The following is a 14,141-nucleotide window of genomic DNA, read 5'->3' as shown; positions in this document are numbered from 1 at the left end:
GGGCTCGTGCTAATGGTGGCTATCCGGTCTGCTCACCGGTACGCGTGACTTCGTAACCGAGCAGCCGTTCGGCTTCTTCGATGCCGCCCTGCAGGTCGCCGACGGCGTTCATCTTGGACAGGTCCAGCCCGATGGTGACCAGCGTCAGAGCGATTTCCGACGACAGGCCCGTGATGATCACGCTGGCGCCCATCAACCCCGACGCGTCGACCGTCTGCACGAGGTGGTTCGCCACCGTGGAGTCGATGGTGGGCACACCGGTGATGTCGATGACGACGACTTTCGCGCGGTTCGCGCGGATCGCCCGCAGCAGCTGTTCGGTGACCTGGCGGGCTCGCTGGCTGTCCAGCACGCCGATGATCGGCAGAATCAGCAGCTGCTCGCGCACCTGCAGCACCGGCGTCGACAGCTCGCGGATGGCCTCCTGCTGCTGGCGGATGATGCGCTCGCGTTCCTGCACGAACGACACGGCCACCGTGTTGGCGATGCGGTTGGCCGCCGGCTCGTACGCGTCGAGGACGCGGTTGAGCATCTCGAAGTCGGTCTGATACTTCTCGAACAGCGACCGCGCCAGCACGTCGCGGAGCAGCAGCACGATGCCGACGACCTCGTCGGTTTCCACGCCTCGGGGGATGATGCGTTCCGACAGGTCGCGCGCGTAATCCTGCAGCGCCTCGACGCTACCGGTCTCGAGCACCTCGACGTAGCTGTCGTACACCGTCGTCGCTTCGGAGAAGATCTCCTCCGGGGTCATGGCGGTGAGCAGCTCGGCCTCGGTGATCCTGCGCGCCCACTCCTCGCGCAGGACGGTGCGGTTCTGGCGCAGGTGCTGGACCAGCTGAGGCAGCAGGCCCTCGCTGACCGTCTGCGCGGCGGTGCTGGTGGTGCCTAAATCCGACAGCGAATCTGACATCTGGCCTCCCATGTGCCGCAGCGCGCTCCGCAGTATGCCTATGGGGGAGACTAGCCTGGATAATCGCGCCCCAACTGTCGAGGGCATATTCTTCTCGCAGTTCGCATGGCAGGCTAGGCTTGCACCACACTCAAGGCCCGGGACAAAGGATCGCCATTGTCAGCTCCTGATTCGATCACCACGCTGGTTACCGACCACGATGGCGTGTCCGTGGTCAGCGTCAGCGGCGAAATCGATCTGGTCACCGCCCCGGCGCTCGAACAGGCCATCAGCTCCGTGATCGCGGACGGTCCGACGGCACTGGTCATCGACCTTTCGGCGGTGGAGTTCCTCGGCTCGGTCGGTTTGAAGATCCTGGCCGCGACGTACGAAAGACTAGGCAAATCCATCGAGTTCGGTGTCGTCGCGCGCGGCCCGGCGACCAGGCGGCCGATCCACCTCACGGGTCTGGACAAGACCTTCCCGCTGTACCCGACGCTGGACGACGCGTTGACCGCGGTCCGGGACGGCAACAGCACCCGCTGACGCGCCTTCGCGGCCCTATCGCATCAGCGAGAAGTTTCGCCAGAAGTTCGCCAGGCTTTCGGTGCCGCCGAAGAGCGTCGTGAAGTTGGTGGAGTCGACCAACACGATGTCGCCGGCCCGGCCCCCGTCGGGCGGCATCCAGATCAGGGCGTTGAATTCGGTCTTGCCGGCCTCGGTGAAGGGATGTGGCCGCGTGGGGTCGATTCGTTGGCGCCCCAGCACGCGCAGGGCGGCACTTTCGGGCGCCGTCAATTCGTAGTGCGGCAGGTGGGGATGGAAGTTGAAGGTGGTGACTTGGTCCAGCAGCCCGGGCGCGTCGAGGTCGCGGAAGCCCGTCAGCGGCGCGATCTGGCCGTCGGTGGCCGCCGGCCGCAGGCCCCACTTGTTGTAGACGGGTACGTCGAGGGCCTTCATCAGGGAGCGGGTGTATTGGCTGAACCGCTGTTGGCGGGGGACCAGCGGGTCGCCGTGGTGCAGGAACTCGGTCTGGCGCTGTTTCGCGTCGTCGGTGAAGCCGACGTCGTGGTGCGGCGCCAACAGCAGGCAGGTGCCCTCGCGCTGCAGCCAGGCGCGAATCGCCTCCACCTCCTCGGGCCTCGCCTCTTCCTGCCCGAGCACGTGGTCGAGCCCGAAGACCATGAGGGTGTCGGTGTCGGCCAGCACCCGCTCGTCGATCGGTAGGTGATAGCCGGCCTGGTCGATGCGCTGGAAGACCGCGACGGGGTGACCGGTCGCCTCGCCGGCCAGTTGCTGGAAGTGCAGTGTCGAGCGGTGGAACAGCTCGAGCGTCCCGGCGATGCCCTGCAGGAAGTGCGCGTCGTCCCATTCCGGCGTCTCGTAGTTCGGCCAGGCCACCCGGCGGACCTCGGTCATGGTGGAGAACCGATTGTCCAGCGCGGCGGGATCGCGTTGTGCCTCCCAGGGGTAACTCCAGGTCCAATAGATGCTGATGCGGCGACGACCCGGGGTGTGCGCTCGGGATACGTGGTTCTGGTTGTAGGTGCGTGCAGGTGCGCTCACGGTGTCCTCGCAAGGTACTTCAGGCCGTTGATGCCGGGAAGGAAGAAGTAGGCGCCGCCCGTGAGCGTGGTGAAGGCCGGCAACCCCTTGAGAACTTTCCGGATCGGACGCTTCGGAATCTTGTATTCCAGTGTGCCGTCCTGTGTTCCGCAGATCGGGTCGCGTTCGTTGCCCAGCTCGTGAAAGTTGCGATCATTGATCCACACGTTCTGCGCGAACTCGAACTGGCGGACCAGGCTGGCGCAGATGATGAACGCGGCGATGCCCCGGTCCGCGCCGTCGTCGTCGGCGCCCTCGGGAAGCGCCTCGCCGTAGGTGGCGCCGCGGCGGATCATGCGGCGCCGGTTCATGTTGACCGTCGTGTCGCGCGGATTCAGCCGTCGCGCATGGGAACCCAACGGCACCGCGTACCCGAACGGGTCCATCTCCTTGTAGTTGAAGTCGTTGTTGCGCATGGGGTCCGCGCCGAGTTCGGGGTCGTCGCGCTCGGGCGACAGGACGAGCGGGGCGCCGCTGCGCCACCGTCCCATCAACTTGGCGGCGAGGAGCTCTTGCCCCTCCGGTGTATGCGCCTGCGACGCCAGGTAATCGCGGAAGAGGCCGACATGCTCGCGCAGGCGCCGGTACGCCATGTAGCTGCCGTTGCGCGAGAGTTCCTCGGGCTGCGGCAGTTTCGGGACGACGCCCTCCTCGTCGGGGTAGCCGAGGATGAACTCGCCCGGCTTCAATGGGCCCCCGGATCCGGGCGTCGGCTCCTCGCCGCTTCCTTCGATCACCGGCTGCGACAACCGGTCCCGGAACCCGAAGTGGTCGTGGGCGTAGTCGAAGGGTGGCGTCGCATTCAAGTCCAGGAAGGACAGCACGCGCACCCCCGGACACCGCGCGACGAGGTCGGCGTGCACCGCGGTGCAACGCCGGTGCTCGACGTCGTTGCGCGCGAACAGGATCGCGATCGCGTGCAGGTCGTCACCGGCCAAACCGCCCACCCAGTTGCGCGGGTGGTTGGATCCGGTGTCGCCCAAGATGTCGGCGCGCGCCGCCATGCCCTCGCGAAACTCGTCCGGGAAGGTGGCCAGCGACTCGTCGGGAACTCCCAACGCCCGCAGCCCATTCCAGGTGAAGGCGAGAGTAACCCACCGGTCACTGCTGTCCATCGTCCGCCGAACGTCCGACGCCGACTGGGCCTTGTCCACCAGCTCGCCCAGCCACGCTCGTCCGCCCGCCGGACTGTCGAACGACAAGAATTCGTAGCGCCCCGTCATCGCCGGTGTGCGGGTCACCAGGATGTGCTGGATGTTGTCTAACTCAAGCATTTACTGCATCTGGTCGAGCATGTCGGAGAAGGCGGCCTTGAGGCGCAGCGCCTTTTTGATCTCGTCGGCGGTGACGTAGGGGTACTCGCCGTACTCCAGGAAGCTGGGGAACTGGTGCTCACGTACGAACTTGATGAACGCGTCCGGGTTGGTCTGCCAATCCTCCGGGAAGCCCTCGAGGTTGGTGAAGACGGTGGTGACGCCCGACTGCGAGAACAGTTTTATCGCGTCCTCGGTGTACTTGTCGAAATCGGTGTCGAAGATCCCTTGGTATTGGAAGTGCAGTCCGAAGCCGACGTCGAAAAGGACCCAGCGCAGGTAGTGCAGGCGCAGCGGGGCCAACAGGTCGGGCTGGGACTCTATCGCCGCCTGGATCGTCTTGCCGTATTCGCGGATCACGTCCTCGCGTCCGGGCTTGACCTTGGCGATGATGGAGAAGCCGTAACAGGCGGGCGTCCGCGGAAAGACGGGGCCGTACCGGCCGCGCTGCAGTTCGAAATACCCCTCCGCGGGGATGGCCATCGCGGCGGGTTTACTCCATTCGTGGTCGATGGTCGGCATCGTGTTCTCCCCGTGGTCGGACCTGTTGGGTCGATTCTTCACCGCGGCCCGGCCCTTCGGAAGGTCGTTGGCCCGCAAATCACTTCCGGTGGGATGATCGGTGTTATGGGTGACGACGTCGATCATCCGGAAGATGACCAGCAGTGGGATCGCAGCCAGCGCGGCGAGACCGAAATCGAACGGCTGGACCGCAATTGGAACAGCCTGCTGCAGGAGCTGCGCGTCGTGCAAACGGGCGTTCAGCTGCTCACCGGCTTCCTGTTGACGCTGCCGTTCCAGCAGCGCTTCGACATTCTCGCCGAACCCATGCGGATCGTGTACCTGGTGACCGTCGGCTGTTCGGTGGGCGCGACGGTGCTGCTCGTCGCCCCGGTCGGCATTCATCGGCTGCTGTTCCGGCGGCACCGCCTCCAGGTCCTGGTCTCGGCAGCGCACCGATGCGCCTACGCCGGGCTCGGGCTGCTGGGAACCGCCCTGACCGGGGTGACGGTCATCGTTTTCGACTCGGTTGCCGGGCGCAGCGCCGGGCTCATCGCGGGAGCTTGTGCGTTGGCGCTGTTTGCATTCTTTTGGTGGCTCTTACCGCTGTTGCTCCGCACGCGCGGTATGTAGCGCCCCGATCCGGGTGGAGTCCAGATGCTCGAGGAGATCCTGCGGATCCGTGAAAATCGGTGACGCGCCGGCCGACTCCAACTCGGCGCGGGAGATGCCGCCGCTCAAAAGCCCGATGCACGGCAGTCCCGCAGCCCCGGCGGCGTGGGCATCCCACACCGCGTCGCCGACGAACACCGCGTGGTCCGCGTCCACCCCGGCCCGGTCGAGCGCCACCTGCACAATGCCGGGGTCGGGTTTGGCGGTGTCGACGTCGCGCGACGATGTCTTCGCGGTGATGACGTCGTCACAGTCGAGCGTCTTGAGCAGGGTTTTGAGTTCGTCCTCGGGTGCCGAACTGGCCAGCACAACTTGCAGTCCGAGGGCGGCGACGCGCTGCAGCAGCTCCCGGGCGCCGGGCAAGGGGGCCAGCAGCGGGGTGACCTCGCGGTAGTAGCGGCTGTGGGCGTCGCTGAGCCGATCCTGCACGTCGTCGGGTGCCCCGCCCTGGCTGTCGCACAGCGACTGCACCAGCGTGTCGCCGTCCATGCCGATGCAGCGGTGGATCTGCCAGGCCGCGACGGGCATGCCTTCGGCGTCGAAGGCGCGCTGCCATGCGTAGACGTGCAGATAGTTGGAGTCGACGAGGGTTCCGTCCACGTCGAACAGGACGGCGGGGGGTTTGCGCATTCGCGGGGCATACCCGCGGCGGGGCCGGCTGACACGAGCCGTCGTTTGGCCCATCGGGGCGACGGGTAGACCTCGACGAGGCTTCTGCACGATCCGCCATGCGAACAGCACTGCTACAAAAGCGTTTTCACGAGGAGAGAATTTGCGAACCCCGAAAAGCGACCCGCTTGACCACCACCGTACTTCTCGCCAGCATGCCGGCGAATCGTTGACGCACGCCGCCAATGCCCCCGGCCTCGCGTCGGCGGCCGTCGCCGTGGTCGCCCTGGTGATCGGGCTTTACGCGTTCGCGACCGGGCACCTCCTGGTCGGTTCGATGGTCGTGCTGCTGGCCGCCGTGTCGGGTGCCGGGGGCGTGGCCTGGCTGTTGCAGACGCACCGCAAGGTGCGCGCGGCCGAAGTGCGCTGGCAGGCAATGAATTCCGACAAGCCCGCACCGCCGCCCAGCAGTTGACCGTCGCCCGGCCGAGCCGCCGCCGAAATGTTTAATTTTCGGTCTGACCGGGCATAAGGGGCGCATGCTCGACACGTCCGGCCCGTTGCGTCCAAGCATCGCAGGCCGCGTGGCTGCCGCCATCTGGGCGGTCGGTCTGGTGGTTGGCGTTCTTGCGCTGTTCACCGGGCATGCGGGGGCGGCGATCGTGGCGCTGCTCCTCGCCGTTGTGGCGCCCTGGATCGGCCTGGCTTTCGTTTCCCGGAGCCAGCGCCGGGCCTTCAACGTCGCATTGTTTCTGCACGGCACGAGAGCCGGCGGCTCCGCGGCGCACGCCAAGACGCCGATCGCCTGCTGAGTCGGCCCTCCGCGGCCATGGGAGGCGCCCAATTGTCGTCCGCGCAATTTTTTGAGCCGATTAGGTGTTATCGACACGTGATCGGGGTACCGACTCAGCCACGGGTGAGTACAGGCAAGTGCGTCAGCCCGTCGTCCAGCAGGGAGGAACAGCCATGACGACCACCAGCGATTACGACGCACGCCGCATACCCGACGCCGAGACCCAGGACGCGTCCGCGCTACGCGAACTCGCAGCCGCCGGTACACCCACCGCGGTGGTCGACGAGGACCCCAACGACGTGGTCTTCTTCGAGCTGCCCGGCGCGGACCTTTCCGGCGAGGAACTGTCGGTGACGGTGATACCCCAGCGCTCCGACGAGTTCACCTGCTCGAGCTGCTTTCTAGTGCAGCACCGCAGCCGGTTACGCCCCTCGAGCTCGGGTCTTCCGGTCTGCGCAGACTGCGCGTAACGCCGTCGCGGGCGGCCTTGACCATCTAGGCCCCCCCGTGTTTCGGTCGTCAGCGTGGCCTTGAGCCGTCCGCCCGGCCTGCCGGCTCCGCGCATACTTCGGCCGCTGTTCGCCGCGGCGTATGCCGCCGCCTATCTTGTCGGCGGCGAGCGGCGGATGCTGCGGTTGATCCGCCGCTACGGGCCGATCATGACCATGCCCGTGCTCAGCCTGGGCGACGTGGCGATCGTGTCCGACCCCGAACTCGTCAAGCAGGTCTTCACCGCCCCGCCGGACGTGCTGCTCGGCGGCGAGGGCGTCGGACCGGCGGCGGCCATCTACGGCTCAGGGTCGATGTTCGTGCAGGAGGAACCGGAGCATCTGCGCCGGCGCAAGCTCTTGACGCCCCCGCTGCACGGCGCCGCGCTGAGCAGTTACGTGCCGATCATGCAGAACTGCGCCCGCGCGGCGATGCACAGCTGGCCCGTTGACCGCCCGTTCGAAATGCTGAAGGCGGCGCGCGCGCTGACACTGGACGTGATCGTCAGGGTCACCTTCGGCGTCGATGATCCCGAAGAGGTCCGCCGGCTGGGCAAGCCCTTTGAGCGCCTGCTAAACCTCGGTGTCTCAGAGCAATTGACCGTCCGCTACGCGCTCCGTCACCTCGGCGCGTTGAGGGTGTGGCCGCAGCGGGCGCGGGCCAACGACGAGATCGACGGCGTCGTCATGCCGCTCATCGCGCGACGGCGCGAAGACCCCCGCCTGGGCGAGCAGCTCGACATCCTCTCGCTGCTGATGTGCGCCCGCGGCGACGACGGGGAACCGATGTCCGACAGCGAGATTCGCGACGACCTGATCACCCTGATGCTGGCGGGTCACGAGACCACCGCGACGACACTGGCCTGGGTCTTCGACCTGCTGCTGCACCACCCCGACGCGCTACGACGGGTACAGGCCGAAGCCCTGAGCGGTGAGGAAGCCTTTACGACCGCGGTGATTCACGAGACGCTGCGGGTCCGGCCGCCAGCGCCCCTCACGGCACGCGTTGCGGCACAGCCGTTTCCGATCGGTGGCTATGTCGTGAAGGGCGGCACCCGGATCGTGGTCCACATCATCGCGATCAACCGCAACCCGCACACCTACGAGCACCCCAACGAGTTCCGCCCGGAGAGATTCCTCGGCGCCCGACCCGAGACCTACGCATGGGTGCCGTTCGGCGGTGGCGTCAAACGGTGTCTGGGCGCCGCGTTCTCGATGCGCGAGCTCATCACCGTGCTGCACACGCTGCTGCGTGAGGGGGAGTTCAGCGCCGTCGACGAGGAGTCGGAGCGGATCGTGCGGCGCTCCATCATGCTCGCACCCCGCAACGGCACCAGGGTTCGGTTCCGTCCTCTCGGGCCGGGTCGTGCGTGCCCCGACGCCTAGGTTGCCGCAACCGGCCGCTCAAAGCTGCCTCGGGATTTTGGCTTGTCGACGCCCTCTCCAAGGTCCGGGACTCATACACTTGCCTCCGGAAGGATCGGGGCGGTTTTCTCCAATTCTTTTGGGGCGGGGGACGATGAGATGACGTTGGCAGCCGTGCAAGGTGCCGCATCCGCTACACCGTGGTGGCTTCCACTGTTCACGGCCGGGGCGGGACTCGTGGGTACTCTGCTGGGCGGCCTGATCACATTCTTAACGTCGACGTCCGCCCACCGCCGCGAAGAAAAGGCAGAGCGCGAACGCCAAAGACGCGATCAGATGCGCGATGTTTCTGTCAGGTTCATACAGGCCGTATCCAAACAACGACTCGACAACGCCAAGATTCAGGAGAGCGCCGAGGAACTCAAGGAGCTGATGAGTCGACTCTCGAATGGCGAGGACCCAGCTGCGGCGTTGGCGGCTTTCAAGAAGCGGGGATTCGATCCGGATCGTTCGCGGGCTGCCGACGCCGCGTCGCAGCTGGAGCTGTTGAACGACGTTCTCCAGGCGATCGGGGCGGCGGAATCGACGTTATCGGAAGCGGGCGTCATCGTCGCCGAGATGCGTTTGCTGCTACCGAATCACATCGTCAGGCTGGCAGGATTGGCCGCTTCCGTGAACTTCACCCAACAGCTCTACGCGGCCCTTCCGATGGCGAACCGGATCCAGCCGAGCGATGTCAGCGCCGTAATGAACCGATTTATCAACGCGGTCCGCGCGGAGCTCGGCATGGATGAATTCCTGCCATTGAAGGTCAGGCTGGAGGATCTCGAGCAGACGATAGGCGCGGCCGTCGACCCCGCGAGGGCCGACATCACCTCCTAGTAGGTGGCCTGCGCCGAATTGTCATAGCGATCCGATACTTTCGTCGCACGAGTCCACGCAGCCAATTCGAGGAGCAATGGAGATAATCGCCGGGTCCTTGCTGCTGTTGGGGTTCGCCGTCCCTTGGTATTTCGCCCAGCACGCCACTGGCAGCGTCCCGGCGGGATTTTCGGCCGGTCTGGCCGGCCTCGCCCTGACCGTCGTCGCCCTGCTGTTGCTCGGTGGTCGACGCGACCGCTACAGCGTCGGGCGGCAGCGACGGCGTGACCTGCGATACGCGGCGTCGGACCTGGCGGCCATCGACCAGATGTCGGGCGTCGAGTTCGAGGAATTCGTTGCGGCACAGCTTCGGACGGTGGGATGGAGCGTCGCGCACACCGCCAGCACGGGTGACTACGGTGTGGATCTGATCGCCAAGCGGGACGGCGCGTGCATGGCGGTCCAATGCAAAAGGCAGGCGAAGGCCGTCGGGGTGGCCGCCGTCCAGCAAGTGGTGGCCGGCGCCCTACACCACCGGTGCAACCAGACGGTCGTGGTGACCAATCAGGGGTTCACGAAGGCGGCCCGCCAGTTGGCGATGACGCACCGCTGCCGTCTCGTCGGTCGGGAACAGGTGCAGATCTGGGCCGGGGCCGACCGTAGGCGGGTCCAACCCGAACTGGGCTAGCCGCCGCCGCGCGCCGTGATCTGCGCCGCTTGTTATCGGTTACTTGGGCGCGATACGGCCGTTGACCGTGGCGGTGGATTGGGTATCGATGACCTCGCGAGGATCGGCCGCCAGGCCGCCCCGGCCGTCGACTTCTGCTTGCGCGGGCGGTCGTGTCGTGTCCTCCTTCGTATCGGAGACGGCGTCCCAATACCAGAAGTCTGGTCCGGGCACCGAAGCGGAAATAAACAAGAAAATTACGAGCGGAAAGAACATGCCCAAGACAACCGCAAAGAATGCCGCGACGCCGCCGGGCACAGAATTGTTTGAAATGAGACTGGCGTGCAAAGGCGCCACCAAGGCCATGCCGGCCGTCAACACCACTACGCAGATGACGGGTCCTCGTCGCAAAAGTCGCGCTGCCGTGGACTCTTTGCGCTCGTCCCACTCGCCATCAATTCTTTTGCGTCGAACACGGTAATACCCTGCGGTCCGGACGTAGATTATCCGGGCGTCAACAGCCATGCTCAACCCAAATGTCCACCAAGCTACGGCCTTCAAAGAACTCGGCGCATGGACGCCGAGGCTGCCCATCAGGTCGTAATAACCGAGCGAACCCCGCGTCAACAGCAGCGACACCGTGGCAATGGCGACGAACACAAGGAAGTTGCCAAGATGTATCAGGGTTCTGCGGTCCTGAGCGCCGTTTTCCTGGGCGTTCCGGCCAATGTTTCCGTCCACCGCGTGAGCCATCATCCAGACCAGTCCGGCTACCGCGACGACGAAGCCCACGCCCAACATGCCGTTCGCGGTCGTTCCCTGGGTCCAGCCGATGCTGCAAGCGACTTTTGCCGAGCCTTGTATGACGTGGTCACCGGATTTAGCCGGGGCTTGCGCCGTGATACCGACAAACTGATTGCAAGCCAGCGCCAGAACCAGCAACCCTGGCGCAAATAGCGCGACCGCGTGCAGGATTTTGTCCTCTCTCCGTTCTCTGCCCAGCAAGAAGGCGATCGCGGAGATCATGAAGCCGGTCAGCAGAGCCGCAAAACCCGCGTCGGCCGGAGCGGCGGCAATGAAACTCACCAGGACGTTGTCACCCCGGCAATGCTCGTCAAAATCCATGACGCCATCCCTTCGCGCGCAGATGGCTGCCCACAGTCGCCGCGCGGTCATTTCGTAGGCACTAGCGGGCCAGCCAATTCCGTGACGGTTCCAGCAGTCGCCGACCTCGCTGATACTTCACCCAGATATGCGCGGCGGATAGAGTAGCCGGCTACTCGGATTCACGGCGAATGAGCGCGACCCCGTGGTTCGTACGCGCCGTCGCGACCGCTAATGCTTTGTCAGTTGGGGAACGACAACCACCGCAACCACGATCCCGACCAGGTAGAGGCAGCTAATTAGCAAGCTGGCCAACGCGATTCCCGCGCCCCGTTCCCCGGTCTTGCGGATTTGAGAACGGGCGCTAAGGCTCATTGGGATCGCGATCACGGGGAAGAGGAACGCCGTTACGAGGGACGCAATGGCCAGCGTGTTGGTCGCCGGACTCGACGTGACGCCGCCCGTTGCTCGATTGTCCGCCGCCGGGGGAGCGCTATGTGGTACCGGCCGGTTCAAGTCGATCCGAACCTTGTGCGGATCGGCGGAGTCGACCTCTACCGGAAAGGCGGCGCCGCTCTCCACGGCGGCGACCTGGGTGCGGTCGACAACCTTCCAGACCGTCGCGTCGTACGGTTCACGGCCTGGAACTTCCACGCGCAACGCGATACTGCACAGGCGACTGCCACTTTGCCCCATGTCGTGAAGGAACAACTGGATGTTCCCCACGACTGCCCCGCCGCCGCTCATGAGGCCCAGCGATGGAATCGCCAAAACGCGCCCGGTTCCCGTCAGCGCCGGACCGCTAAATTTCGGAACACTCGCTCTGCGCATGAACACCAACACAGAGATCGAGAAGCCCACGCCGGCAAGGAAAACGACGAAGGTGGTCGCCCAAACCCAAAACGGGATTCCCATGGGCGCACGCTAGCACCGCATCGACTTTAGATCGCATGGCGCGTTGGCGAATCACCTGGTGGTCCCGGCGCGATGCCGGACGGCCACTGACAGTCGGGGTGGCGGGATTTGAACCCACGGCCTCTTCGTCCCGAACGAAGCGCGCTACCAAGCTGCGCCACACCCCGCTTGAAGCCTCGACAGCCTATCGCACCAGCCGGTCGGCTGGCCAAACCGCTGGCTATGGGCTAGACCAAGCGCAGCTGTGCTCGAATTCAACCAGCGCCTCGGCGGGGCCGGCGGGATCGAGCCCCTGCGCGCTGACCCACTCGTCGTTGAAATAGGTGTCGGCGTAGCGGTCGCCGCTGTCGGCCAGCAGGGTGACCACCGACCCGCTGCGGCCCTCGGAGACCATCTCGGCGAGCAGCCCGAAACAGCCCCACAGGTTGGTGCCCGTCGACGGGCCCACCCGGCGCCCCAGGACGGCGCTGACGTGGCGGGCGGCGGCGATGGACGCCGCGTCGGGCACCGCGACCATGCGGTCGACCACGCCGGGCAGAAACGACGGCTCGACCCGCGGCCGGCCGATGCCCTCGATCCGCGAAGAGGTGGACATCACGATGCCGAAGCGGTCCTCGGCGTAGGCGGGAAAGAACGCGGAGTTCTCCGGGTCGACGACGCACAGCCGGGTCGCGTGCCGCCGGTAGCGGATGTAGCGGCCGATGGTCGCGCTGGTGCCGCCGGTGCCCGCGCCGACCACGATCCACTCCGGGACGGGGTGCTTCTCGTCGCGCATCTGCTCGTAGATCGACTCGGCGATGTTGTTGTTGCCGCGCCAGTCGGTGGCGCGCTCGGCGTTGGTGAACTGGTCCAGGTAGTGCCCGCCGGTGTCCTTGGCGACACGCTCGGCCTCGGCGTACACCTGGCTCGAGTCCGTCACGAAATGGCAACGGCCGCCCTGTGATTCGATCAGCGCGACCTTGGCGGCGCTGGTCGACGCGGGCATCACCGCGACGAACGGCAGCCCCAGCAGGGCGGCGAAGTAGGCCTCCGACACCGCCGTCGAACCCGAGGACGCCTCGACGACGGTGGTGCCCTCGCCGATCCAGCCGTTGCACAGCGCATACAAAAACAACGAGCGCGCCAGCCGGTGCTTGAGGCTGCCGGTGATGTGCGTGCTCTCGTCCTTGAGGTACAGCGCGACGTCCGCGTCGCCGGCCCACGCCGACGGCAGGGGATAACGCAGCAGGTGGGTGTCGGCGCTGCGCCGCGCGTCGGCCTGGATCAGCCGGATCGCGTCGTCCGTCCAGCTTCGGGGCAGGGTGCGGACCGCGATCCGGGTCCGGTCGCTCAACGCACCGAAGCGGTCGGCTGTGAACGGCTCAGGTCGCTGGTGGAATCGCGGTCGCCCATCGGGCTGGCGATCAGCGTCAGCAGGGTCGCCTCGGGCCTGCAGCAGAATCGCACGGGCGCGAACGGCGAGGTGCCTATCCCGGCGGAGACGTGCAGCGCCATGTTCGCGCCCCAGCGCGATGGTCCCTTGGCCCGCGAGCGGTCCAGACCGCAGTTGGTCACCAGGGCGCCGTAGAACGGCAGACACAGCTGCCCGCCGTGCGTGTGCCCGGCCATCACCAGCTGGTATCCGTCGGCGGCGAAGCGATCCAGCACCCGCGGCTCCGGCGAGTGCGTCAAACCGAGCCGCAGGTTCGCGGCCGGGCTGGCCGGCCCCGCGATCGCGTCGTAGCGGTCCCGGTCGATGTGCGGGTCGTCCACGCCCGCGGCGGCGATGTGCAGCCCGGCCACCTCGAACTCGCGGCGGGTGTGCGTCAGGTCGAGCCAGCCGCGCTCGGTGAACGCCGCCCGCAGGTCCTGCCAGGGCAGCGGCTCGCCGCGGACCCGGTGTGACGGGTTGGTCAGGTAGTTCAGCGGGTTCTTCAGGCGGGGCCCGAAGTAGTCGTTGCTGCCGAAGACGAAGACGCCCGGCCGCGACAGCAGGTCGCCCAGCGTCTGCACCACCGCGGGCACCGCCTTGGGGTGCGCCAGGTTGTCGCCGGTGTTGACGACGAGGTCGGGCTCCCAGGCGGCCAGCTCGCGCAGCCAGGCCTGCTTGCGGCGCTGGTTGGGCGTCATGTGCAGGTCGCTGATGTGCAGCACCCGTAGCGGCGTGGAGCCCGGTGAAAGGACGGGCATGGTTATCTCGCGCAGGACGAACGCGTTGCGCTCGACGAGCGAGGCGTAACCGATGCCGGCCAGGGTCGAGCCGAGCGCGATGGCGCCGGTGCGCATCAGGACGGGGGCAATCGGGCGAACGTCAGCCATGCAGGAAGCCTACTGCCGGTTGCGGTCTGGGCGCGTATAGCTTGCGCCACAAGTCCGT

17 protein-coding genes and 1 tRNA gene are annotated in these 14,141 nt (G+C 66.4%); 8 read left to right on the top strand and 10 right to left on the bottom strand.

Going from position 1 to position 14,141, the window contains the following annotated elements; all coding sequences use genetic code 11:
• Positions 1-19: 19 nt before the first annotated feature.
• Positions 20-913: an STAS domain-containing protein gene (locus tag N415_RS17820; protein WP_068184707.1), complete on the bottom strand. Its 894-nt coding sequence runs from the start codon at positions 911-913 to the stop codon at positions 20-22.
• A gap of 156 nt (positions 914-1,069) precedes the next feature.
• On the opposite strand from N415_RS17820, the gene N415_RS17815 reads away from it, so the two are divergent.
• Complete coding sequence (locus N415_RS17815; RefSeq protein ID WP_239645615.1) at positions 1,070-1,438, top strand: STAS domain-containing protein; 369 nt, start codon at positions 1,070-1,072, stop codon at positions 1,436-1,438.
• Between the two features lie 15 nt (positions 1,439-1,453).
• Here the strand turns inward: N415_RS17815 and N415_RS17810 are convergent, their stop codons facing one another.
• From N415_RS17810 to N415_RS17800, 3 genes are read right to left on the bottom strand one after another with little or no spacing between them, the layout of a single operon-like run.
• Entirely contained in the window at positions 1,454-2,458 is a 1,005-nt protein-coding gene (locus tag N415_RS17810) for a hypothetical protein (RefSeq protein WP_068184705.1), read from the bottom strand.
• Positions 2,455-3,771, bottom strand: coding sequence for a peroxidase (locus tag N415_RS17805; protein WP_068184703.1), 1,317 nt, complete (start codon positions 3,769-3,771; stop codon positions 2,455-2,457). Before N415_RS17805 ends, N415_RS17810 begins: the two co-directional genes overlap by 4 nt.
• A complete protein-coding gene (locus N415_RS17800) occupies positions 3,772-4,332 on the bottom strand; it encodes a hypothetical protein (protein WP_068101872.1) in 561 nt (186 codons plus the stop codon).
• A gap of 105 nt (positions 4,333-4,437) precedes the next feature.
• Between N415_RS17800 and N415_RS17795 the strand changes: the two genes are divergently transcribed.
• Positions 4,438-4,944 carry a DUF6328 family protein gene (locus tag N415_RS17795; protein ID WP_068184701.1) on the top strand — a complete coding sequence of 169 codons (507 nt, stop codon included), beginning with the start codon at positions 4,438-4,440 and terminating at the stop codon, positions 4,942-4,944.
• Here the strand turns inward: N415_RS17795 and N415_RS17790 are convergent.
• Positions 4,912-5,613 carry an HAD family hydrolase gene (locus N415_RS17790; protein WP_068184695.1) on the bottom strand — a complete coding sequence of 234 codons (702 nt, stop codon included), beginning with the start codon at positions 5,611-5,613 and terminating at the stop codon, positions 4,912-4,914. The two genes, N415_RS17795 and N415_RS17790, sit on opposite strands and share 33 nt — an antisense overlap.
• 142 nt (positions 5,614-5,755) lie before the next feature.
• On the opposite strand from N415_RS17790, the gene N415_RS17785 reads away from it, so the two are divergent.
• The 6 genes from N415_RS17785 to N415_RS17760 all read left to right on the top strand — a co-directional run bounded on the left by N415_RS17785 (position 5,756) and on the right by N415_RS17760 (position 9,787).
• The gene (locus N415_RS17785) at positions 5,756-6,067 is read left to right on the top strand and encodes a hypothetical protein (RefSeq protein ID WP_068184692.1); all 312 of its coding nucleotides are present in this window, start codon (positions 5,756-5,758) and stop codon (positions 6,065-6,067) included.
• A 64-nt stretch (positions 6,068-6,131) separates the two neighbouring features.
• Complete coding sequence (locus tag N415_RS17780; protein WP_068184689.1) at positions 6,132-6,404, top strand: hypothetical protein; 273 nt, start codon at positions 6,132-6,134, stop codon at positions 6,402-6,404.
• Between the two features lie 154 nt (positions 6,405-6,558).
• Positions 6,559-6,855 carry a DUF4193 domain-containing protein gene (locus N415_RS17775; RefSeq protein WP_068184686.1) on the top strand — a complete coding sequence of 99 codons (297 nt, stop codon included), beginning with the start codon at positions 6,559-6,561 and terminating at the stop codon, positions 6,853-6,855.
• A 54-nt stretch (positions 6,856-6,909) separates the two neighbouring features.
• On the top strand, positions 6,910-8,259 hold the full coding sequence (locus N415_RS17770) for a cytochrome P450 (protein WP_193376471.1): 1,350 nt from the start codon (positions 6,910-6,912) through the stop codon (positions 8,257-8,259).
• Between the two features lie 216 nt (positions 8,260-8,475).
• Positions 8,476-9,120: a hypothetical protein gene (locus tag N415_RS17765; protein ID WP_152531454.1), complete on the top strand. Its 645-nt coding sequence runs from the start codon at positions 8,476-8,478 to the stop codon at positions 9,118-9,120.
• A gap of 76 nt (positions 9,121-9,196) precedes the next feature.
• Complete coding sequence (locus N415_RS17760; protein WP_068184679.1) at positions 9,197-9,787, top strand: restriction endonuclease; 591 nt, start codon at positions 9,197-9,199, stop codon at positions 9,785-9,787.
• 39 nt (positions 9,788-9,826) lie between these two features.
• On the opposite strand, the gene N415_RS17755 is transcribed toward N415_RS17760, so the two are convergent.
• From N415_RS17755 to N415_RS17735, 5 genes are all read right to left on the bottom strand, one after another.
• Positions 9,827-10,891 (bottom strand): hypothetical protein, encoded by a 1,065-nt coding sequence (locus N415_RS17755; protein WP_152531453.1) that lies wholly within the window; start codon positions 10,889-10,891, stop codon positions 9,827-9,829.
• A gap of 210 nt (positions 10,892-11,101) precedes the next feature.
• Entirely contained in the window at positions 11,102-11,785 is a 684-nt protein-coding gene (locus N415_RS30840) for a DUF4190 domain-containing protein (RefSeq protein ID WP_081665333.1), read from the bottom strand.
• Positions 11,786-11,878: 93 nt separating this feature from the next.
• Positions 11,879-11,952 (bottom strand) — tRNA-Pro (locus N415_RS17745).
• Between the two features lie 53 nt (positions 11,953-12,005).
• Positions 12,006-13,118: a PLP-dependent cysteine synthase family protein gene (locus tag N415_RS17740; RefSeq protein WP_068184673.1), complete on the bottom strand. Its 1,113-nt coding sequence runs from the start codon at positions 13,116-13,118 to the stop codon at positions 12,006-12,008.
• On the bottom strand, positions 13,115-14,083 hold the full coding sequence (locus tag N415_RS17735; RefSeq protein WP_068184669.1) for a metallophosphoesterase: 969 nt from the start codon (positions 14,081-14,083) through the stop codon (positions 13,115-13,117). Before N415_RS17735 ends, N415_RS17740 begins: the two co-directional genes overlap by 4 nt.
• Between the last annotated feature and the right edge of the window lie 58 nt (positions 14,084-14,141).

Source organism: Mycobacterium sp. UM_CSW (assembly GCF_000455205.1).
Taxonomy (GTDB): domain Bacteria; phylum Actinomycetota; class Actinomycetes; order Mycobacteriales; family Mycobacteriaceae; genus Mycobacterium.
The sequence above is the reverse complement of the archived record's forward strand: the minus strand, read 5'-3'. Positions and strand labels throughout refer to the sequence as shown.